25 protein-coding genes and 1 tRNA gene are annotated in these 20290 nt (G+C 61.4%); 12 read left to right on the plus strand and 14 right to left on the minus strand.

The features are described 5' to 3' along the window. Window positions 1-12: 12 nt before the first annotated feature. Both ACERJA_RS07985 and ACERJA_RS07990 read right to left on the minus strand, forming a co-directional pair. Window positions 13-675 (minus strand): hypothetical protein, encoded by a 663-nt coding sequence (locus tag ACERJA_RS07985; protein ID WP_373607695.1) that lies wholly within the window; start codon window positions 673-675, stop codon window positions 13-15. Between the two features lie 69 nt (window positions 676-744). Beyond that, window positions 745-1212 (minus strand): DUF4442 domain-containing protein, encoded by a 468-nt coding sequence (locus tag ACERJA_RS07990; protein ID WP_373607696.1) that lies wholly within the window; start codon window positions 1210-1212, stop codon window positions 745-747. A 151-nt stretch (window positions 1213-1363) separates the two neighbouring features. Here ACERJA_RS07990 and ACERJA_RS07995 point away from each other — a divergent pair, with 151 nt between their 5' ends. Together ACERJA_RS07995 and ACERJA_RS08000 are read left to right on the plus strand one after the other, a co-directional pair. Next, a complete protein-coding gene (locus ACERJA_RS07995) occupies window positions 1364-2098 on the plus strand; it encodes an alpha/beta fold hydrolase (protein ID WP_373607697.1) in 735 nt (244 codons plus the stop codon). Window positions 2099-2161: 63 nt separating this feature from the next. Then, on the plus strand, window positions 2162-3121 hold the full coding sequence (locus tag ACERJA_RS08000; protein ID WP_373607698.1) for a TIGR00269 family protein: 960 nt from the start codon (window positions 2162-2164) through the stop codon (window positions 3119-3121). Window positions 3122-3253: 132 nt separating this feature from the next. Here ACERJA_RS08000 and ACERJA_RS08005 read toward each other — a convergent pair whose 3' ends face one another. The 4 genes from ACERJA_RS08005 to ACERJA_RS08020 all read right to left on the minus strand — a co-directional run bounded on the left by ACERJA_RS08005 (window position 3254) and on the right by ACERJA_RS08020 (window position 6502). Next, complete coding sequence (locus ACERJA_RS08005; protein ID WP_373607699.1) at window positions 3254-4027, minus strand: nucleotidyltransferase family protein; 774 nt, start codon at window positions 4025-4027, stop codon at window positions 3254-3256. A 340-nt stretch (window positions 4028-4367) separates the two neighbouring features. Then, window positions 4368-5555, minus strand: coding sequence for a cell division protein FtsZ (gene ftsZ / locus ACERJA_RS08010; RefSeq protein ID WP_006064766.1), 1188 nt, complete (start codon window positions 5553-5555; stop codon window positions 4368-4370). Window positions 5556-5557: 2 nt separating this feature from the next. Further along, entirely contained in the window at window positions 5558-5737 is a 180-nt protein-coding gene (locus ACERJA_RS08015; RefSeq protein WP_006064765.1) for a ribbon-helix-helix domain-containing protein, read from the minus strand. A gap of 198 nt (window positions 5738-5935) precedes the next feature. Then, the gene (locus ACERJA_RS08020) at window positions 5936-6502 is read right to left on the minus strand and encodes a zinc ribbon domain-containing protein (RefSeq protein WP_373607700.1); all 567 of its coding nucleotides are present in this window, start codon (window positions 6500-6502) and stop codon (window positions 5936-5938) included. 129 nt (window positions 6503-6631) lie between these two features. Between ACERJA_RS08020 and ACERJA_RS08025 the strand changes: the two genes are divergently transcribed. Both ACERJA_RS08025 and ACERJA_RS08030 read left to right on the plus strand, forming a co-directional pair. Beyond that, a tRNA-Tyr gene (locus ACERJA_RS08025) sits at window positions 6632-6705 on the plus strand. 572 nt (window positions 6706-7277) lie between these two features. Then, on the plus strand, window positions 7278-7568 hold the full coding sequence (locus ACERJA_RS08030; protein ID WP_006064763.1) for a DUF5779 family protein: 291 nt from the start codon (window positions 7278-7280) through the stop codon (window positions 7566-7568). On the opposite strand, the gene ACERJA_RS08035 is transcribed toward ACERJA_RS08030, so the two are convergent. Continuing rightward, window positions 7549-8241: a VOC family protein gene (locus tag ACERJA_RS08035; RefSeq protein WP_373607701.1), complete on the minus strand. Its 693-nt coding sequence runs from the start codon at window positions 8239-8241 to the stop codon at window positions 7549-7551. The two genes, ACERJA_RS08030 and ACERJA_RS08035, sit on opposite strands and share 20 nt — an antisense overlap. Window positions 8242-8347: 106 nt before the next feature. Here ACERJA_RS08035 and ACERJA_RS08040 point away from each other — a divergent pair, with 106 nt between their 5' ends. Then, window positions 8348-9031 (plus strand): hypothetical protein, encoded by a 684-nt coding sequence (locus ACERJA_RS08040; protein WP_373607702.1) that lies wholly within the window; start codon window positions 8348-8350, stop codon window positions 9029-9031. A gap of 97 nt (window positions 9032-9128) precedes the next feature. Then, window positions 9129-9554 (plus strand): hypothetical protein, encoded by a 426-nt coding sequence (locus ACERJA_RS08045; RefSeq protein WP_373607703.1) that lies wholly within the window; start codon window positions 9129-9131, stop codon window positions 9552-9554. A 388-nt stretch (window positions 9555-9942) separates the two neighbouring features. Here ACERJA_RS08045 and ACERJA_RS08050 read toward each other — a convergent pair whose 3' ends face one another. Then, entirely contained in the window at window positions 9943-10152 is a 210-nt protein-coding gene (locus ACERJA_RS08050; protein ID WP_006064759.1) for a ribbon-helix-helix domain-containing protein, read from the minus strand. 98 nt (window positions 10153-10250) lie between these two features. Between ACERJA_RS08050 and ACERJA_RS08055 the strand changes: the two genes are divergently transcribed. Then, window positions 10251-10580, plus strand: a complete 330-nt coding sequence (locus ACERJA_RS08055; RefSeq protein ID WP_006064758.1) for a hypothetical protein — start codon at window positions 10251-10253, stop codon at window positions 10578-10580. A gap of 2 nt (window positions 10581-10582) precedes the next feature. Here the strand turns inward: ACERJA_RS08055 and aglJ are convergent, their stop codons facing one another. Together aglJ and aglM are read right to left on the minus strand one after the other, a co-directional pair. Beyond that, window positions 10583-11602 carry an S-layer glycoprotein N-glycosyltransferase AglJ gene (gene aglJ / locus ACERJA_RS08060; protein ID WP_373607704.1) on the minus strand — a complete coding sequence of 340 codons (1020 nt, stop codon included), beginning with the start codon at window positions 11600-11602 and terminating at the stop codon, window positions 10583-10585. A gap of 84 nt (window positions 11603-11686) precedes the next feature. After that, entirely contained in the window at window positions 11687-12976 is a 1290-nt protein-coding gene (gene aglM / locus ACERJA_RS08065; protein WP_373607705.1) for a UDP-glucose 6-dehydrogenase AglM, read from the minus strand. A 109-nt stretch (window positions 12977-13085) separates the two neighbouring features. On the opposite strand from aglM, the gene pyrE reads away from it, so the two are divergent. Beyond that, entirely contained in the window at window positions 13086-13613 is a 528-nt protein-coding gene (pyrE, locus tag ACERJA_RS08070; protein ID WP_373607706.1) for an orotate phosphoribosyltransferase, read from the plus strand. A gap of 70 nt (window positions 13614-13683) precedes the next feature. Here pyrE and ACERJA_RS08075 read toward each other — a convergent pair whose 3' ends face one another. Then, on the minus strand, window positions 13684-14046 hold the full coding sequence (locus tag ACERJA_RS08075) for a hypothetical protein (RefSeq protein ID WP_373607707.1): 363 nt from the start codon (window positions 14044-14046) through the stop codon (window positions 13684-13686). A gap of 242 nt (window positions 14047-14288) precedes the next feature. Here ACERJA_RS08075 and thrS point away from each other — a divergent pair, with 242 nt between their 5' ends. Further along, window positions 14289-16238: a threonine--tRNA ligase gene (thrS, locus tag ACERJA_RS08080; RefSeq protein ID WP_373607708.1), complete on the plus strand. Its 1950-nt coding sequence runs from the start codon at window positions 14289-14291 to the stop codon at window positions 16236-16238. Between the two features lie 65 nt (window positions 16239-16303). On the opposite strand, the gene ACERJA_RS08085 is transcribed toward thrS, so the two are convergent. Then, window positions 16304-16915: an isoprenylcysteine carboxylmethyltransferase family protein gene (locus tag ACERJA_RS08085; RefSeq protein WP_373608461.1), complete on the minus strand. Its 612-nt coding sequence runs from the start codon at window positions 16913-16915 to the stop codon at window positions 16304-16306. Between the two features lie 141 nt (window positions 16916-17056). On the opposite strand from ACERJA_RS08085, the gene ACERJA_RS08090 reads away from it, so the two are divergent. The 3 genes from ACERJA_RS08090 (at window position 17057) to glmS (ending at window position 19165) form a co-directional block, all read left to right on the plus strand. After that, window positions 17057-17758 (plus strand): helix-turn-helix domain-containing protein, encoded by a 702-nt coding sequence (locus ACERJA_RS08090; RefSeq protein ID WP_373607709.1) that lies wholly within the window; start codon window positions 17057-17059, stop codon window positions 17756-17758. A gap of 86 nt (window positions 17759-17844) precedes the next feature. Continuing rightward, window positions 17845-18555 carry a phosphoribosyltransferase family protein gene (locus ACERJA_RS08095; RefSeq protein ID WP_373607710.1) on the plus strand — a complete coding sequence of 237 codons (711 nt, stop codon included), beginning with the start codon at window positions 17845-17847 and terminating at the stop codon, window positions 18553-18555. A 160-nt stretch (window positions 18556-18715) separates the two neighbouring features. Continuing rightward, complete coding sequence (glmS, locus tag ACERJA_RS08100; protein ID WP_373607711.1) at window positions 18716-19165, plus strand: methylaspartate mutase subunit S; 450 nt, start codon at window positions 18716-18718, stop codon at window positions 19163-19165. A 61-nt stretch (window positions 19166-19226) separates the two neighbouring features. On the opposite strand, the gene ACERJA_RS08105 is transcribed toward glmS, so the two are convergent. Together ACERJA_RS08105 and ACERJA_RS08110 are read right to left on the minus strand one after the other, a co-directional pair. Continuing rightward, complete coding sequence (locus tag ACERJA_RS08105) at window positions 19227-19655, minus strand: low molecular weight phosphatase family protein (RefSeq protein WP_373607712.1); 429 nt, start codon at window positions 19653-19655, stop codon at window positions 19227-19229. Between the two features lie 103 nt (window positions 19656-19758). Continuing rightward, window positions 19759-20193 (minus strand): universal stress protein, encoded by a 435-nt coding sequence (locus ACERJA_RS08110; protein ID WP_373607713.1) that lies wholly within the window; start codon window positions 20191-20193, stop codon window positions 19759-19761. Window positions 20194-20290: the final 97 nt, after the last annotated feature.

Below are 20290 nucleotides of genomic sequence, written 5' to 3' on the forward strand. Positions count from 1 at the left end.
GGCTCCACAGCGTTAGACGACGTCACCGCGGACCGTCACTCCGTCCTGTTGTTCACGCCAGGCGTGGAGTTCCTGTGCTGCCGCTGTGGCCGCTTCGCTCTCGAGGCCGAGCATCTCGAGGGCAGCCGACAGCGTCGGCAGCGCTAACTCGCTCTCGCGGAGTTTTCGGAATGCCTCCTCGCTTCGAGTGCCATCGGCCCAGAGACAGACGCCGCGCGGGTCGAGCAACTGCGTGTAGTCCTCGCGCAGTGTCGCGCCACGCAGCCGCTGGGTGACGTTGTCCTCGAATGAGGCGTTACAGACCTCGAGATGAATCGGTTCGTCGTCGCCGAGCAGGTGGGCCGCGAGACATTTCTCGGGTGCGGCGTGGCCGTTGGCGTTCGCCCGGAGATGGTGGGGGTAGGCGGCGGCCCAGTCCGCGCGAACGGATTGCCCGACGCCGTCGACGTCGTACGCCTCGCTTGCGTCGGTCTCACCAGGGGTGGGCTCGCTGTCGTCTCGCACGAGGATGTCTTTGGTCAGGTAGATATCCAGCCGGTCGACGGGGTCGACGCCAAGTGCGACATCGCCGAACGCCCAGATTTCCCGCACCGGGACGGGCATTCGGTCCGCTTCGACGGTGTCGACCAATTCCTCGAGCCGATCGACTGCGTCACGGCGATCAAAGCCACTCATTGGCGGATGTGAGGTCTCGAGTCGCAAAACGGTTTCTTCGAGCCATGCCCGCAGCCACGGGCAGCCTGTCTATGCGTCTCGATCGTTCGCAATGTAGACAGTCTTTCGAACGGTTGCGTGGACCGTTCCATCGGCGTCGACGAGGTCGACGGTGTAGTGGCGGTCGATCGACTCCGTACCCTCGGTTTCGAGTTCGGTCCGAATCGCCTCGAGTTCTTCGTCGGAGAGTCGAAATTTCGCGTACAGCGTCTCTCGGCCAGGTTTTTTGAATCGAACCTCGGCTTCCTTGTCCCAGACGACGTACTCGTCACCGAGCGTTTTCAGCAGCATCATCATGTAGAACGGATCGACAGCCGCGTAGATGCTGCCGCCGAAGATCGTCCCGACGTAGTTGCGTGTCCGCCACGACAGCGGGAGCTTGATCTGGACTTCCTGCCAGTCGGGTGCAACGTACGTCACGCGGCCGCCAGTCCCACGATAGGCCGGAAACAGATTGAACCCCAGCCGGTAGAGCCGAGCTCTGAGGGCATCGAACATGGGTTCGATTCGTGTGGCCGCTCGGAAAGCTATTTGTGAACGAGTGTCCCATTTTCTGCCGTTGTCTCGTCATCGGCGGCCCACTCGCGTTGCGGCCGCAACTCGTGTCAGGAGAGCACCTTTTTTATCCGTTCCGGGTGAACGAAATCCTATGAGACACCGAATCTTCGGCGAGGACGGCGACGCAGATCTCGTGTTCGTCATGGGCTGGGGAAACCGCTGGACCCACGAGAACGTCAGTTGGCTCATCGGAAAGCTGACTGACGCCGGCTACCGTGTGCATGCGTTCGAACTCCCGACGAATATCGAGGACTTCAAAGCCGACTGGCTCGAGCCAATCGCCGAATACGTCGTCGACCTCGAGTCTTACCAGCTGCTGGGACACAGCGCGGGTGCACTCATCGCTCAGGCGCTAGACGGCGCGGACAACCACGTCTATCTGAGTCCGTGGTGGGGATACAGCGAGGCGTATCCGGACCCACTGTTGGATGTGGTATCGAAACTGCCAACGACGTTCCCATGTTTGCCGATCGGCGAAATGGATCGCGCGGCACTCGGCGAGAAGGCAACGGACCACCAGATCGCGACGACACCGCGATGGGTGTCGCCGGCGTTCGTCAGCGAAACCCGCCGAGCCCAAGCCGAGTTGCTGACGATCGACCACGACGCGGTCGTCTTCTGTTCACTGCGCGATCCCGTCATCAGTCTGGCTCCGATCGGCGAGCGGGTGCCTGCTGAACACGTCGTCCTCTACGACGGCGGTCACGAGCTGTTCTCCTCCGTGAGCCGCGACCACCATATCGACACGCTGCTTGCTGCCCTCGAGAACGGTGCCGACGCCGTCGAGGAAGACGAGACGAGCGGAGAAGAGCCCGTTCCGGCCTGACGATCCCGCTGAACCGACGAAGAGACGAAACGGACATACGCGTTCGTCGGTAAGCTGACCACAATGGATTGCAACCGGTGTCCCGAGGAAGCAGTCATGCACGCTGCCTACTCCGGGGCGCATCTCTGTGCGGACCACTTCCGCGAGTCGGTCGAAAAACGGGTGCGCCGCCGCGTGCGTCGGGACGATCTCGTCCCACACGACGTGACGCCCGAAAACCCACAGACGTGGGTGATCGGCCTCTCTGGGGGCAAAGACAGCGTTGTCCTCACGCAGATTCTCCATGATACCTTCGCCAAAGATCCCCGTATCGAGCTTATCGGACTGACGATCCATGAGGGGATCGAGGGCTACCGAGACAAGAGCCTCGAGGCCTGTCTCGACCTCACCGACGATCTTGACATTCGCCACGAAGTCGTCAGCTACGAGGAGGAGTTCGGCGTCCGGATGGACGACGTCGTCGAGGACGACCCCGAAAACATGGCTGCCTGTGCCTACTGTGGCGTTTTTCGCCGGGATCTCCTCTCGACGTACGCCGAAGACCTCGAGGCCGACCTCCTGTTGACGGGCCACAACCTGGATGACGAGGCCCAGTCAGCGCTGATGAACTTCCTCGAGGGCGACGTCGAACAGATGGCGAAACACTTCGACGCCAGCCTCGGGCCGCTCTCCGAACGCGACGAACAGGATGAGTTCGTCCCGCGTGCGAAACCCCTCCGAGATGTCCCCGAAAAAGAGGTTGCCCTCTATGCCCACCTCAACGACCTCCCCGCCCACATCACGGAGTGTCCCCACTCGAGTGAGGCCTACCGTGGCGAGATCCAACAGCTCCTCTACGGGCTCGAAGAGAACCATCCCGGGACGCGTCACTCGATTCTCTCGGGCTACGAAGAACTCGCCAGCATCCTGTCCGACGAGTTCAGTGGCGATGACGGCGCCGACTTACAGGCGTGTGCCGAGTGTGGCTCGACGACGACCCGTGATATTTGTCGGAAGTGTTCGCTGCTCGAGTCGCTCGTCTAATTCGGGATGTGATACTGCCAGACAAAAGTCAGTAAACGCCCGATCGCGTCTCACGGCTCGTCGCCTTCGGCGACGATCGTTCGCGTACGATCGGTTCGTGAATAGTTTTGTCCGGCAGTATGAGTGGCCGTCTTACTGTGGTTTCTCGAGTACGTTTCGTGCTCGATTGAGATCCGCGGGTGTGTTGATGTTCAGGTGCCAGCCCTCGAGTTCGACGCCGACGTATCGCCTCCCGCCGGCGAGTAGTGACTCGAGGGCGTCGGTCAGTTCGTACTCGCCGGTGTCGCTTCGGTCGACTGTCTGACAGGCTCGAAACAGTGCGCGAGCGTCGTGGGTCTGGACGCCGGCAGCGATGACGCCTGACTCGGCATCGGTCGTTGACTCGAGCGACCGAACCGTTCCGTCGTCGTCGAGCACGCAGCGGGCCGCCGTCTCGGCCTCGTTTCTCGCGACACGATCGAGCAAGAGCGTGCCGTCAACGCCCGGCTCGTGGTGGCGGTCGATCAGTCTCGAGAGCGTGCAGTCGCTGTCAAAGACGTTGTCGCCGTTAACGGTCACCACGTCGTCGGGAACGGCATCGCGGTGCGTGTCGGACAACGCTGTGGGATCGGTCACGCCGTAGCCATCCTCGAACGCCGTACAGACCGCGTGGGCAAGCCCCCGCTGGTCGTTTTGGACGGCATACCGCACTGGGACGTCGTCAACCGCGGTCCCGATGGCATCGATGATCTCATCCGCACGGTAGCCGACCACGATGACGATTGCCTCGACGCCAGCGTCGACGACTGTGTTGAGTGTTCGCTCGAGCAACGGGTTGCCATCGATCTCGAGGAGTGGCTTCGGTGTCGCGTCCGTATACGGCCGTAAACGGGTGCCACGGCCGGCTGCAAAGACGAGTGCGTGCATGCGTGTGAGGGGAGATCGACTATCGGAGCGTACGAGCCATACGGAGGGCACGCTCAAAAACCGTCGTCTCGACGACGAGCCACACAGTGTGATTGAGTGACCGCTGACCGTTGTCAGACAGCGATGTCTCTGGACCCGACTGCTGTCCCTCTCCGTATCTGTCCACGAAAAAAACGAGAACGGCAAAAACGAGCCGTCTCGGTAGCGACACGACATGCCGCGTGCGGCGGGTGGTGTGTCAAGTGCCGCGTGCGGCGGGTGGTGTGTCAAGTGCCGCGTGCGGCGGGTGGTGTGTCAAGTGCCGCGTGCGGCGGGTGGTGTGTCAGCTACCGTGTGCCGATTACCGGATCACGTCGACGCCGTTCTGTTTCTCGAGTTCCTCGCGGCCGCCGTCACTGTGCGCGCCGACGTTGGAGCCGCCGTCCTCGATGTGATTGCTCGCGTCGAAGTCGGTGTTTCGCACGCCTTCGATACTCTGGCGAGACTTGTCGGCTTGCTTCTGGGTGGTTGGGCCGAGCACCTGTGCGCTCTGGACGCCAGTCATGATCGCCATAACTCGCACCTTGCCTTTGTAGTTGTCCTGGATACGCGCGCCCCAGATGACGTTCGCCGAGGCCTCGAGGCGCTCGGTGATGTTGTCGGCGATGCCCTCTGCCTCTTTGAGGGTGAGATCTGGGCCGCCGGTGATGTGGACGAGTCCACCCGAAGCACCGCGGTAGTCGACGTCCAACAGTGGGTGGTTCATTGCGTCTTTGACGACCTCGTCGGTCTTGTTCTTGTCCTGGGTCTCACCGACCAGCATGACGGCGACGCCACCCTGGTTCATGATGGTGGACATGTCCGCGTAGTCCAGGTTGATCAGCGACGGCTGGGTAATCGTCTCCGAGATGCCTTTCACCGTTTCGGCGATGATCTGGTCCATCACCGAGAACGCCTTGCCGATCGGGAGGTTCGGGACGTAGTCGAGCAGCCGGTTGTTGTCGAGCACGATGATCGAGTCGGCCTGGTCGCGCAGTTTCTCGAGGCCTTCTTCGGCTTTCACCGTGCGGGCGCGTTCGACGTTGAACGGTGTCGAGACCATTCCGACGACGATTGCACCTTGCTCCTTTGCGATTTCGGAGACGACGGGGGCGGCACCGGTCCCGGTCCCGCCACCCATGCCTGCGGTCACGAACACGAGGTCTGCGTCACCGAGGACCTCTTTGACCGTTCCCTGAGCCATCTCGGTCGCACGTTCTCCCATCGAGGGATCGCCGCCAGCGCCGAGCCCGTTCGTGAGCGACTTGCCGACCAGAATCTTCGTGTCGGCCTCGATCATCTTCAGATGCTGTTTGTCCGTGTTGATCGCCACGGTATCGGCACCGTCGACGCCGATGTTATACAGCCGGTTGATCGTGTTGTTACCCGCACCGCCACAGCCAACGATGACGATCCGTGGATCGCCGAACTCATCGTCGTCCATGTCGGCGTCCATCTCTCGGGACTCCTGCTCCGCGTTTTCGAGTGCGTCTTGAACGATATCCTGCATCGTTACACCTTGGCCCACGTTCGTTTGCCGGACTGTTCGGTCGGCCCGTCCTGTTGTTCGTTGATCATTTCACGGACGGCCGACCGGATCGCCTCGCTCCGGTTCGGAAACTCGCCCGAGTCGACTAACTGTTCGACCTCCTCGATCTGCTGTTTCGGAATTCGCAGTGTCACACGCTCCATGGTTGTATTCCCTGTAGAGTAAGACGGCGGCGCGCCCCTGTCAGACGCGGCGTGTCTTACACCGTAACCGCCCGACATCGGGCGTTTTTCGGCGTTTGCCGATCGTTGTAAGACAACCGTCTTACGCGACTAAGTGGAATACTGTCATGGGCAATAAAACTTTCGTCGAATACGACTTTCTGTGTCTTACACCAGTCGTTATGAGTGACTGTCTCGGCTCAACACATTTGCAGCTGGCGTCCGACGGCCACAGCTGGGACAGAACGACCAGTCGGATCGGATTTCATCGCCACACTCGCAGAATAGCCGTCTCGAGGTCTTCTCGCCACAGTTTGGACAGTACACGTGGTCGTCGTCGACGTGTTCGCCACACTGCTCACAGTGTGTTTGTGGCCCGTCGTTGTTCGACTGTTGGCCACGGGGCTGCTCGCGATCGGCTGTGTCATACATCTCGCGATCGTGTGGTCGTGTGTGAGCATCCGCGGCTGTGTGATCGCCGACTCGAGTCGATCGATCCGGAGCCGACTCGAGGTCGATTTCGTGGAGTCGATCCGCGAGCAGTTCGTCAACGTGATCCCGAACGAGTTCGTCGAGTGTCTCCGGCCGTGTGGATTCGGCCCGTCGCTCACGCTCCCTTCCTCGAGTTGGGCCGCTGTTAGCGAGATACGCGCGCAGCGCTTCCCGCATCGCTTCGCTTTTCGAAATCTCGAGGGTCTCGAGTTGCTCGACGAGGGCATCGTCGGCGCGGAACGTGATCTTGCTCATCTGCGGGTTATCATCCCTGTTGATACTCCACCTATATCAATCATTCTTCCATTTCGGCTGACGGCAGCGTCTTTTTCCGTCGAAAATAACAACTCTTATGTTATCCAGAGCGGCTACGTTGAAGTGCAACCGCCCTTAGCTCAGACTGGTAGAGCAGTCGACTGTAGATCGACTTGCCCCCCGTTCAAATCGGGGAGGGCGGACTTTTGTTTCGAACAATGTGAGCAGTCACAGGCCCATCCTGGGTCGGTTTGAACATGAGAGTCGCACGTCCAGGAGCGCAAGCGAGCACCCCAGAACGTCTCTCACCTGTTCAAATCGGGTTGAAAGACTCGCTTTCCAGCCAATTTGCAGTCGACCGTAGATCGACTTGTCCCCCGTCCTCGTGAGCGAAGCGAACGAGGGCTCGGAAGACGTAGCGCCGAGCGAAGCGAGGCGACCGTCTTCCGGTGTTCAAATCGGGGAGGGCGGACTGTTTTTCAGCGAACAAATCTGTGAGCGGAAAGCACGTCGGTCCCGACACGATTTGAGCTTGTGAGTTGCAGCCCGGAACGTCCCACAGCGTTCAGACCGGAGAGGGTGGTCCTTTACTGCGAACCCCGTGAGCAGTCAACCGCCCAGCAGGCACGCTTCCTGTGGGTCAGCTTTGTTCGATGTCTGAACTCGTTCGACTGCTTGCGATGGAGTTCCCATTGACGTTTGCCCGGCAATCTCGAGCGACTCGAGCGCCCGGCTGAGGCGAACGTTTTTCTCATCCCGGTTCGACCCACCCGGTATGAGCGATTTCGACCTCGACCTCCGTGCGGTCGAGGAACACATCGACGAGGAACTCGAGATCGAAGGCAGTGTGATCCTCGGCGTCTTGGATGGAACGACGCCGGCAGCGGAGTGGCTCGAGGCGATCTCGAAGGGGAACCTGCTCGTCCTCAACGTCGAGGGCGATGTCAACGACTTAGCGTCGGGCTTTGCCCGCGATGTCAAGGAGTCGGGTGGCAGTCTGATCCACTTCCGGGGCTTTCTGCTCGTGGCTCCGCCGGGCGTCGACGTCAGTACTGAGCGCCTGTAAACGTCAGAAAGTGCCCGTCAGGGTCGCGAACAACGACCGATTCATCCGTCTCTCGTTCGACGGCACAGACGCGATCCGAAATGGCCTCGAGCGCCGCCCTCGGATCCTCGGTCTCGAACCCGAGGTCGACGTGGACACCGCCGCGAGCGTCGGCGATCCCTAGCTGTGGCTCCCAGAGCTCCAGCGCCATCGGGCCGTTCATGCGGACGCGTTCGCGGTCGCCACCCACATCACCCGTCTCGAACCCGAGATCGGCGTAGAACGACGCCGCACGCTCGAGTGATTCGACCTCGAGGACGACCTCGAAGATGCCGTCGATGCCCGGCCCTGAAACGTCCTGTTGGCCGAGTTCGACGCAGTTCCCGTCGGGATCGTACAGATACAGCGAGCTGACGGAACCGAACTGGGCCTCCTCCAGATCGTACGCCTCGCTCAGCCGGTCCCACCAGTCGTCGTACTCCGCGTGGGGAATCGAGAACGCGTAGTGGGTGTGGAGGCCACCACGGGGAAACCTGTCGGGACGGCGAAGGATCAGATCGGTCTCGCCCGCCCCACACACGAGTTCGTCGTCTCGCTGTGTCGTCACAGAAAGGTCCAGCGTCTCCTCGTAAAACGTACGTGCTCGCTCGAGAGACTTGACTTCGAGAGCGAGCCAGGACAGCCCAGTGAGCATGCCTGTTCGTACTCCCGGGAGGGGCATAGATGCTCTGGCGGGGCCAGTCGGCTCCCTGCCCCTGTTGGCTACACGTTTATACACCGCGCGTCCATACTACTGCTAGATGACATTCCGTGTCGACGAGCGTGCGACGGATTTCCGCGAGATCGACCGCTTTGACGGTGGTGTCGGCTGGATTGCCCACCCCGACGAACGGATGCAGCGGGCGAGCCACGCCCTCGAGATCGATGGCAAGGTCTGGGTTATCGATCCTGTCGACGCCGACGGGATCGACGACCTGTTCGCCGAGTTCGGCGAGGTGACTGGTGTCGTCGTCTTACTCGACCGTCACAAGCGCGACGCTGCAGCGATTGCGAATCGCCACGACGTGCCGGTCTTTCTCCCTGACTTCTTCGAGGGTGTCTCCGAGGAGCTCGATGCGCCCGTTGCTCGCTTTTCGCGGACGCTTTCGGATACTGGCATTGAGGTCCAGACAGTCGTCAACAATCGCTTCTGGCAGGAAGTTGCGCTCTACAACCCGGCCGACGGAACCCTGGTGGTCCCCGAATCGGTCGGGAGGGCGGCGTACTTTCTCGCCGGCAGCGAACGCCTCGGTGTCCATCCGATGCGACGGGCCATCCCACCGCGGGCGGAACTGGGTCAGTTTACACCCGAGCGGGTGCTCGTCGGCCACGGCCACGGTGTCATGTCCGACGCTGCGACGGCCCTCGAGGACGCGCTTGCAAACTCACGCCGGCGCACGCCACTGCTGTATGCGGGAATGGCTCGCCAACTCTTGCCCATCTAGGCTGTCTTACGACGATGGTTTCGTACTGATCCGCTCGATTTCTGGCGGCGCTCGTGTGGCATACATATAACTACGAGCCGCGCCTAAAACGATCACCATGGTCTACATCACGCGCGCCCTCGCCGACGTCCTGCTCGATCTGGCCAGCGACGCCGACCCGGACCGTGTGACGACCGGTGTCTCGGTCACGCCCGCGGGCGAGCTCGAGGGGGCTGAATCCGGGATCCCACCTGAAACACCGGTGTTTACGGACTTTTACCTTCCAGATCCTGGAAACGCGGTCAACGCCGTCTTCGGCGTCGATCTCTCGACACCCGCACGGCAGGCTCAAGGCCAGTTCGTCTCCCACCCGGTCCGAGAACTCGAGGTCACGAGGCGCGACGATCTCGCCGAAGTGATCTTTGTCGCTGTCCCACCGTGGACCCTCGACGAGCGGTCGTTCGCTGCTTTTGACCGCCGCGGTAAGCGCCAGCAACTCGAAATCATCGACGCGAGCCCACCAGAGCAGTCGCTCTCGGGCTGACACACACGCTTCGTTCGGTCGAGAAAAATGAACGACGGGAAGACGGTACCGATCGAGACAGGAACTCGGTGGTGGCTCAACCCCCGCGTGTCGACGGCCAGCGATCATCGTCGAGTATCCGATCGATGATGCTCCCACGGTTCGACTCTTGCCGGTCTTGTTCGTCGTCCGACGGTGATGGAAAATCCGGAACGTGTGGCATGCATTCCGACCTCCTTCGGAAACTAGACGCCTCGAGACAGAAAGTAATCGGGCTTGAGGGTTCAGTGTCGCAGTCGATCGGCTGCAGACAAGTCACTCGCGGGGCTGTCGCGGCCCCTCGAGGTATACATCGATTTTGAGAGACCAGTAGTGGCTCGAGACCCCAATGAGAGACGCTGTCCCGACGTTACTCGAGATAGCCGAGGCCCCGAAGCTGTTCGGTGATTTCTTCGAACTCGGCTTCCGTGAGTTTGCCTTGCTTCTGGTGTTGGATGACGATACTGCGAAGCAGGAACCGAGTGAGGTCACTCGTGCTCTGGAAGCTGGTTCCTTCGATCGTGTCCTCGACGCGGTCGGCGAGATCTTTCGGGATCGAAACCGTCGTATACTCTGTCATACGCCATACTCCGTCGCCGGCGCCAAAGGCGTGTCGACCGCGTGGGCTCCGCGACAGTCTTCGTAGCGGTTTTGCTATCGGACATCCTACCGGTCGGTATGGGAGTCCGGCCACCCTCGAACGGAGACGACGACGAACCCGAGAGCGTCGAGTTCGGTATCGCCGCTATCGACGCACACCTCAGAACAGCAGATCTCTCGTTTCCGGCGACGAAAGACGATGTCGCCGCCGAACTCGGCCACGAGCAAATCCCCTACGACGTCCACGGAAACGATGTCGCGCTGGGGGCGATGCTCGAGGAAGTCGAGACGTCGGAGTTTCGTTCTCGCCAGGAACTGCTCAACGCGCTCCACGAGCCGTTCGAGGAGTACCGACGGGAGCATTCCGGCGGCGTCTTTCAGCAGGTTCGATCGATGCTTCCGTTCTGACGTTATTTTTCGTCGTCTCGCTCCCGATTCGCGCGCGTAATCTGCTCGAGACGGCGTCGCTGCTCACGATGAAGCGTGACGAGCATATCCGAGAGCACGCCAAACATGAGCAACTGGACGCCGAGCAGGATAGCCGCCGCGGCTGCCATCGCCATAATTTCGTGTCCTTGCCCGTGCTGGACCCATTGCCAGAGGACGTATGACGCGATGAGACCACCAGAGACGATGCCGCCGATGCCGAGGCTACCAAAATAAAACAGCGGGTTGTTCGTTTTCGCGAGTGAGTACAACGCGAGGATGATCGTTCCACCGTCTTTGACCGGATGGAGATTCGTCTCCGATGCCTCCGGTCTGGCGCTGTAACTGATCGGAACGACCGTTGTCTCGATTCCGTGTTTGACACACTCGACGGCGAGTTCGGTCTCGATCGTAAAGCCGTCCGAATCGAGCGAGAGCCGCTCGAACGAATCAACGGTAAACGCCCGGTATCCCGAGAGAATGTCGTCGTAGTCGGCTCCGTGAATGAACCGGAACGATTTGTTGATCGCCCGGTTTCCGAACCCGTTCAACGCCTTCATCGCATCGTCGTCCATATCGGCAAACCGGTTACCGATCACGTGTTCGTATCCGCGCGAGAGGGGCTCGAGCATCCGATCCGCGTCGGCCGGATCGTAGGTCCCGTCGCCGTCGAGCATCAACACGTAGGGGACGTCAACGTACTCGAGGGCTTCGCGGACGGCCTGTCCTTTGCCGTCGCCGGACTGGACCAGCACGTGTGCGCCGCGCTCGCGGGCGATCTCACGTGTCTCGTCCTCGGAGTCGCCGTCGACGACAAACACGTTCGTGTAGCCTTCCTGATGAAAGCCGTCGATAACGTCGCCGATCGTGGCCGCTTCGTCGAGCGTCGGGATGAGGATACAGACATCCTCAGCAGCGATCTCGCGCGTCTCACGACTCATAGAGAGAACCTCTCCATCGCCGAACGACAGCCTCGAGTCCGCACGAGCCGCGTCATTATCCATCGGCAGGGACTCGCCGCTGTGACTGCAAAAACGTACTGATCGACCAGTGGCTAATTTATATTACCGCCGATCGATCGTTCGGGGCTACCAGGTCAGACCCTCGTAGACGTCGAGTTCGGCCTCGTCGACGTCGATCCGACGGCCGTCGACGACCACGCGCTGGGCCATCCCGTCGAACGCGAGGTCGTCGAACTCGGGCCAGTCGGTCGCGACGACTGCGCCGTCGGCGTCTGCGAGTGCGGCGGCAGCCGACTCGGCGTACTCGACGTCGGGATATATCGGTCGGACGTTCTCCATCGCGACTGGGTCGTAGGCGACGACGGTTGCGCCACGACTCTGTAGATACTCGATCACAGCAAGTGCGCGTGACTTGCGGATGTCGTCGGTGCCGGGCTTAAACGAGAGACCGAGCACCGTAATCCGTGCGTCCTCGAGGTCGACGTGGGTCGCGAGTGAGTCGACGAGTCGGCGCGGCTGGGCGTCGTTGACCGCGACGACGGCATCGAGCAGGGCCGGCTCGTACCCCTGTTCGCGGGCCCCGGCCCGGAGTGCGTCGACGTCTTTCGGGAAACAGGAGCCACCCCAGCCCAGCCCCGAGCGCATGAACTGCTCGGAGATACGGTCGTCGAGCCCGACTGCCTCGAGCACCTCGTAGGCGTCCGCACCGTACTCGGTGGCGATGTTCCCGAGTTCGTTGACCAACGAGACCTTCGAGGCAAGGAAGGCGTTGTTGGCGTACTTGATGAGCTCTGCCTCGCGGATGTCGGTCTCGACGAGGGCTGTCTCCTCGCGTGAAAGGATCGGCGCGTATAGCTCACGAAGCGTCGCGGCGACATCCTCGCTCGTCGCGCCGACGACGACCTTGTCGGGCTCGAGGAAGTCCGTCACGGCCGTCCCCATCCGCAGGAATTCGGGGTTCATCGCGAGCTCGAGGCCGTCGCCGACACGTTTGCCGGACTCGGACTCGAGAATGGGTCCGACAACGTCCTCGGTCGTGCCCGGCAGGACGGTGCTCTTGACGACGACGAGGTGGTCGTCGTCTTTCGTCGCGAGCGCACAACCGAGTGATTCGGAGCCGGCGCGCATGATCGCGAGGTCGAGGCTGCCGTCGTCGGCCTGGGGTGTGGGCAGACAGAGGAAGGTAACGTCGGTGTCCCGAACCGCCGCGTAGTCAGTAGTCGCCCGCAGATTCGTGCCCGCGTGCTCGGCGATGCGCTCTGCGAGGCCCGACTCGTGGATCGGGGCCTCGCCGGTGTTGATCGTGTCGACGATCTCCTGGTCGATTTCGATGTTGACGACCTCGTGGCCGAGATCAGCCAGACAGGCCGCGACCGTGGTGCCGACGTAGCCGCTGCCGACGATAGAGACGTGCATGCTCCCTTCGACGAAGGGGAGGTGTTAGTCGTTTTTGGCTTCGGCTACACGGATCGCGTGCTGGCCCGATCCACACCGCTTATTTCGGTTCGGCCCGCCCGTTCGAGCAATGACGAATCAGGCACTCATCGATGCCCTGCGCGAGGCGGATGCCGTCCAGTTCGGCGAGTTCGAACTCTCCCACGGCGGCACCAGCGAGTACTACGTCGACAAATACCTCTTCGAGACCGATCCCGGCTGTCTCGAGGCCATTGCCGACGCCTTCGCCGAGCGTGTCACGCCGGAGGACAAACTCGGCGGCGTCGCCCTCGGTGGCGTCCCGCTTGCGGCCGCAACGAGTGTCGCAGCCGGGGTTCCCTACGTCATCGCGCGCAAGCAGCGCAAAGAGTACGGCACCGCGAACTTAGTCGAGGGCCGTCTCGAGGAGGGCGAGGAAGTCGTCGTCCTCGAGGACATCGTGACGACGGGGACGAGCCTGGTCGACGCGATCGAGGCCCTTCGGGATGCCGGGGCAACCGTCAACCGTGCGCTGGTCGTCGTCGACCGACAGGAAGGCGGCCGCGAGAACGTCGAAGCCGCGGACGTCGAGATGGAGGCGCTTGTCACCGCCGAGGAGCTGCTGGCCGATCGGGACTGACGCCGAGCGCTCGGCTCACGTTGCGCTGTGGCTTGTCCGTTCTGCCCTGTCTCGAGTCACCAACCAGGGCTCATTGGCTGTGCTTGTATCGCCGATATCCGACGACAGCCAGGCTCAGGGCGAGCACCCCACCGATCGCAAGCGCGCTGCCGACAACCCACTGGCCCCGGAAGCCGACCAGCATCACGCCGAGGCTGGCGCTGAAGAGGCCGGCGTGGACGAGCACTGCGACAATGATGAACGCAAGCAGCGTCGATCGCGAGCCCTCGCTGAACGCCTCCTCGAGGTCCTCATCACTGTCACCGTCCCCGCCGCCGATCGGGTCGTCCGCAAACGGGTCCTCGAGTGGATCACCTGCAAACGGATCCTCGAGCGGGTCGTCTCCGAACGGGTCGTCGAACGGATCGTCGTCAGGTGGCGGATCAAAGCCCACGACCTGCTGTAGCCGATTCGAAGCCAAAACGGTTCGGTCGACGACGCCCCATCACAATGTTTTTATCCCGCTCGAGACTACCCGTATCCACGATGGTAGGTGTCCGCTTTACAGGGGCTTTCGCCCGTTTCTAACCTACACCTACCGCTCGCTGTGTCGACACGGGTCCACAGGCGAGCGGCCAGAGCGGACGTCCAATCGGACTTCTTACCGAAGTTCACAACCAAGCCATAGTAACATCCATGTCAGAATCAGATCCACAATCACAGGAGCAACTCGTGGTCGTACTGCCAGACGGATCCGAACTCGAGGTCGACGCGGGGTCGACGGTCGAAGACTGTGCCTACGAAATCGGTCCCGGCCTCGGCCGAGACACGGTCGCCGGCAAACTCGACGGTGAACTCGTCGCCAAAGAAGCACCCGTCTACGACGGTGTCGACCTCGAGATCGTCACCGACCAGTCCGAGGAGTATCTTCGTGTGATGCGCCACTCCGCCTCGCACTGTCTCGCCCAGGCCGTCGAACGCCACTACGACGACGTCGATCTCGCGATTGGCCCGCCGACGGACGACGGCTTCTACTACGACTTCGATAACCTCGACATCGACGAGGAAGACCTCGCTGCCCTCGAGGACGAAATCGAGGCCATCATCGAAGACGACTACGAGATCGAACGCGAGGACGTTTCGATCGAGGCGGCCGAAGACCGCCTCGCCGACGAGCCGTACAAACTCGAGTTACTCGAGGAGTTCGCCGACGAGAACGAGGAGGTCTCGTTCTACAAACAGGGCGAGTGGGAGGACCTCTGTGCCGGCCCGCACGTCGATTCGACGGGCGAAATCGGTGCTGTCGAACTGCTCGAGATCGCCGGTGCCTACTGGCGCGGCGACGAGGAGAATACGATGCAGACGCGGATCTACGGCACCGCCTTCGAGGACGAAAGCGACCTCGAGGCCTACCTCAAGCGCCAGCAGGAAGCCAAAAAGCGCGACCACCGGAAGATCGGCAACGAGATGAACCTGTTCTCGATTCAGGACGTTACCGGCCCCGGACTGCCGCTGTATCATCCGCCGGGGAAGACGGTGCTGAAGGAACTCGAGGACTTCGTCGAGGACCTCAACAAAGACGCCGGCTACGACTACGTCGAGACGCCACACGTCTTCAAGACGGATCTCTGGCACCGCTCGGGCCACTACGAGAACTACGCCGACGACATGTTCATCTTCGACGTCGGCGACGACGAGTTCGGCCTGAAGCCGATGAACTGCCCTGGCCACGCCGCTATCTTCCAGGACCAGTCCTGGAGCTACCGTGACCTCCCGATCCGGTATGCAGAAAACGGGAAGGTCTACCGCAAAGAACAGCGCGGCGAACTCTCGGGGCTCTCCCGTGTCTGGGCGTTTACGATCGACGACGGCCACCTGTTCATCCGGCCCGACCAGATCGAACGCGAAGTCGAGGAGATCATGGACATGATCACGGACGTCTTGGAGACGTTCGACCTCGAGTACGAGATGGCGCTGGCCACCCGGCCCGAGAAATCGGTCGGCAGCGACGAGATCTGGGAACACGCAGAAGAACAACTCGAGAACGTCCTCGAGAAGCGCAACCTCGACTACGAGTTAGAGGAGGGCGACGGCGCGTTCTACGGCCCGAAGATCGACTTCGCATTCGAGGACGCGATCGGGCGCTCGTGGGACGGCCCGACGGTCCAGCTGGACTTCAACATGCCCGAGCGCTTCGATCTGTCTTACGTGGGCGAGGACAACGAAGAACACGAGCCAGTGATGATCCACCGCGCGCTCTATGGCAGCTACGAGCGGTTCTTCATGATGCTCATCGAGCACTACGAGGGTCGTTTCCCACTGTGGCTCGCGCCCGAACAGGTCCGTGTGCTGCCGATTTCGGACAACAACCTCGGCTACGCCCATCAGGTCGCAAACGAGTTCGACGAGTTCCGTGTCGAAGTCGACGACCGCGACTCGACGCTCGAGCGAAAGATCCGTGCGGCCCACGACGACCGCGTGCCCTACCAGATCATCGTCGGCGACAACGAGCAAGCCGACGGCAACATCTCGGTCCGTGACCGCTTCGAGGATCAGGAGTACGACGTCGAAATCGACGAGTTCAAGTCCCATCTCGAGGCCGAACGCGACGAGCAGCGGACGGAGCCGGACTTCCTGCAGGACTGAGACGGTCAGTCAACGCAGCAGCATCGTTTTTCACCGGACGCGAGAACTGCCCAGCCCGTCACGGGTTACTCCGTGGCAGCGGGTTCCGCCCGATTGCCGACGACTGCACGAATCGTTCGAAGGCCGACGAATCGCGGGACGCGCTCGGCGTATCGTTCGTACGATTTGCCGTACTGTTCTCGTAGCCACGGTTCCTCGGCGAATGGCAGCGTCAGCCACCAGCCGACGTACATCGCACAAAGGACGGCCGTCAGTGTCGAGTTTGCGAGCAGCGCGAAGCCGACTGACGCAACGATGTAGCCGACGTACTGTGGATTGCGCGAGTACCGATACCAGCCGCCGATGCGCAACTCGCCGGTCAAACCTGTCGTCTCTTCGACGCCGAGGTCGCGTCCGGCCGCGATTGCCACGACGAAGCCGACGACAAACAGGATCGATCCCACAGCGAGCGTCGGCAGCCGTGGGAGTCCGAGACTGTTCCAGTCGAGGACAGCGATGACGAGCAATGCAATGCTGAACAGCTGTGAGAGCGACCACTGGATGTAAAACGCCCAGTTTCGTTCGCCCGGCGGCCAGTAGTTCGCTACGCCGAGCGCGCTGACAGCGACTCCCACGAACGTGATGAGGAGACTGCCCACAGCGATTGCGAACGCGGTCGTCGTCAGTGACTCGAGCATGGCACCACCTTCCGCCGACTGCACCAGTCGTCCGACTCAAGTAGCGTCATAGCCCCGTATTCGGTCGCGTTCGAACTGGGCGTTTCCACGGACACACTAGCCGATTTATATTCTCGTGGCAGTTGAGTAGTGGACAACCGGATGAAGTACCTCGACGTTCGCCTCTCACAACCCGACTGGATGCTTCACCCGATGCAGCGATTTATCCGAGAGGGAGACGCCGTCCACTACGAGGAACTCCGCGCATGGAACCTTGCTGCCCGCGAGGATGGCCTCGAATACGAGCTGTTCTACGTCGAAGCCGAGCGCGAGCCCTACGTGGAACGACTCGAGGCTGTCGAGTCGGTTCGGTGGTACGATCTCACGCCGATCGACAGTGACTCGTTTTACATCTCCATCTGTCAGGAAACGCGCGAGGAAGACGTCCGCTGGCGCGAGGCCTTTGCTGCCCTGAACCTCGTCGTCGTTCCGCCCGTCGTCTACGATTCCGAGGCTGCGTTCTACATGACTGTCGTCGGGAGCAGTGATGACCTGCAGGCGATGCTTGATGGACTCCCGGACAGCATCGACGTGACCGTTCGGGCGATCGGCGACTACGACCGCCGGCACGCACCGATCACCGGCGAGTTGACGGACCGACAACTCGAGGCCGTCGAAGCCGCGGTCGACGTCGGCTACTTCGAGGTTCCCCGTGACGCCGGGGTCGACGCCGTCGCCGACGCGTTGGACTGTGCCTCGAGCACGGCGTCGATGCTCCTGCAGAAAGCGCAGGCTCGGGTGATGCGACGGCTCGTCCGGCCCTATGGTCGTGAAAAGCCGATCGACAACGACCGCGAACCGTAGCTGCCCCGTTGAGGTATCACATTCGTGCTGATCTTGTGTGTCTTTCGAATCGAAATACCCATAGTTGCGGAATCGTGCATACCTGTATGAACAGAGCAGAGAAGGCAGCCCTGCAGTTGCGGGCCGTCGACGTGTTGCGGATGTTAAAGGAAACTCGAACGTATGACGAACTCGCCGAGACGACGGCGCTTCCGGCAGGCGACCTCAACCGGTACGTTAACGGACACGTTCTCCCGGGCACCGAGCGCGCACGAAACGTCGTTGAGGAACTCGGTCGGGACGCACTGGCCGAGGAACTCACTGCACGGATTCGGGTTGACGACGACGGCTACATCGACAACTCTGCGACCGTCTTCGACCAGCCGTTTCTCGACCTCGTTGCTCCCGTCGTCGCGAACGGGTTCGACTTCGACCGCCCTGACGTCGTCCTCACTGCTGCGACGGATGGGATCACGCTCGCTGCCTCGCTTGCGAGTTACTACGGGACGAGGTGTGCGTACGCCAAAAAACGCAAGGAAACCGCCGTCGAGGAGTTTATCGAGGCGCGTGAACGGCTCCAGTCAGGGATCGAACTCACCTACTATCTCCCCGAGTCGGCCATCGACGAAGGCGATTCGGTACTCGTCGTCGACGACCTCATCCGTTCGGGTGAGACACAGGAACTCCTGCTCGATATCGTCGGAACTGCCAACGCCGACGTTGCCGGGGTCTTTGCACTCATTGCGGCCGGCGACGACGGTATCCAGCGGGCTCGAAACCACACCGACGCACCAGTCGGTGCACTGACAACTGTCTGACTGCGAGACGGCGACACGGCTCCCTCTAGTTCTGTCGAACTCTTTACAATTCACTTTTGTACACCGCCTTGCCAGTCCCGCATGGAAAATCATGTGAATCACTACCACATTATTAATCATTAGGTTTATGGTGTTCCCCCCTGTTGGTGGTAGTACGAACATGACGAAGACAGTCATCCTCGGCGTGATCGGTTCCGACGCACACGTCGTCGGGATCACCATCCTGGAACAGGCGTTTGAGGCAGCCGGCTTCGACGTTATCAACCTTGGAGTCCAGAGCTCCCAGGAAGAGTTCGTCGACGCCGCAACGGCTCACGACGCTGAGGCTGTACTCGTTTCCTCCCTCTACGGTCACGCAAAACAGGACTGTGAGGGCTTCCACCAGAAGGTCGCCGACGCTGGCCTCGAGGACGTCACGACCTACATCGGCGGCAACCTCGCCGTCGGACAGGACGACTTTGAGGAAACCCGGAAGTTCTTCCGGGAGATGGGCTTCGATCGAGTCTTCGACTCCGAAACGGACCCCGAGGACGCCATCGAGGCGCTCCGGGCCGATCTGGACATGCGTTCCTCGGAGTCCGAACAGGAGAGCCACACCGTCTCGGCCTAAGCTGCGACTCGAGCACTCGTTTTCATACCTAGACGGCCCCACGCCGTCGTTTTGCAGTCGGTCAGTCGGTTCGGGCCGCTTCGATTTCGTCGAACAGCGCCTCGACACGCGTTCTCACGTCGTTGCGGATCTCGTGGACCGTCTCTTTCTCCTGTCCGTGTGGGTCCGGCAGATCCCAGTCGCGGACGTCGGTGTCGGCCTCGAGATCGAGTGTCGAACAGCCCATCGTTGCAACGTAGTCACAGGACTCGAGAGTCTCCGTGGCGATTTCCTGTGGCTTGCGATCGGCGAGATCGATTTCGACGTCGGCCATCGCCTCACGGACGACGTCATGGACGGCATCGGCAGGATGTGTCCCACCGGAGTGGATCACTACGTCGTCGGTGAGTCCGCGCGTCTCGCGTTCGCGTTCGGCGTAGGCAGTTGCTATCTGGCTTCGACCAGCGTTCTGGACGCAGACGAACGCAACGTGTGTCTTGGCATCGGTCATACCCGTCACTACGACGGGACCGTTCCTAATCGTTCATATGTGGTCCACTGTGAGGGATATACACACGGGTAGCGCTCAAAAGCAACTGTCGACCGGCGCGTGATCACCGAACGATCGTCACCGGGACCGGAGAGCGACGGGCCACCTTCTCGGCGACACTCCCGAGAAGAAGGCGGCTTGCGCCTGTGCGACCGTGGCTGCCGATCGCGATGTGGTCGACGTCGTGTTCCTCGGCGTAGTTGACAATCGAGCGTGAAATCCCGCCGACCATGTGGTCCGTTTCGATCTCGACGCCGAAGTCAGCGGCCTGTTTGCGCGCTTCCTCGAGGCGATTTTCGGCCCAATTCTCGTGGTTTTTTTGGATCTGCTCGTAGTTCGTCATCGCGCTGCCTTCGATACCCGTCGCGCCGTAGAAGTCGCCGGGATCGATGACATGAAGTGCCGTGACTGTTGCCTCTGGGTACTGCGTACAGGCAAACTCGAGTGCATCCATCGATTGCTCTGAGTCGTCGACTGGAACAAGGACGTGATCTACCATGTGTGTCTGTGTACTGGTGCCGGCAATATAAGCGTCCGGCAGCCTGCAACACTCGTCGGCTCGCGTCATGCCACGAGGCCCGGCTGAGCGCAGGTGC

This window comes from Natronorubrum sp. A-ect3 (genome assembly GCF_041821125.1).
Lineage (GTDB): Archaea > Halobacteriota > Halobacteria > Halobacteriales > Natrialbaceae > Natronorubrum > Natronorubrum bangense.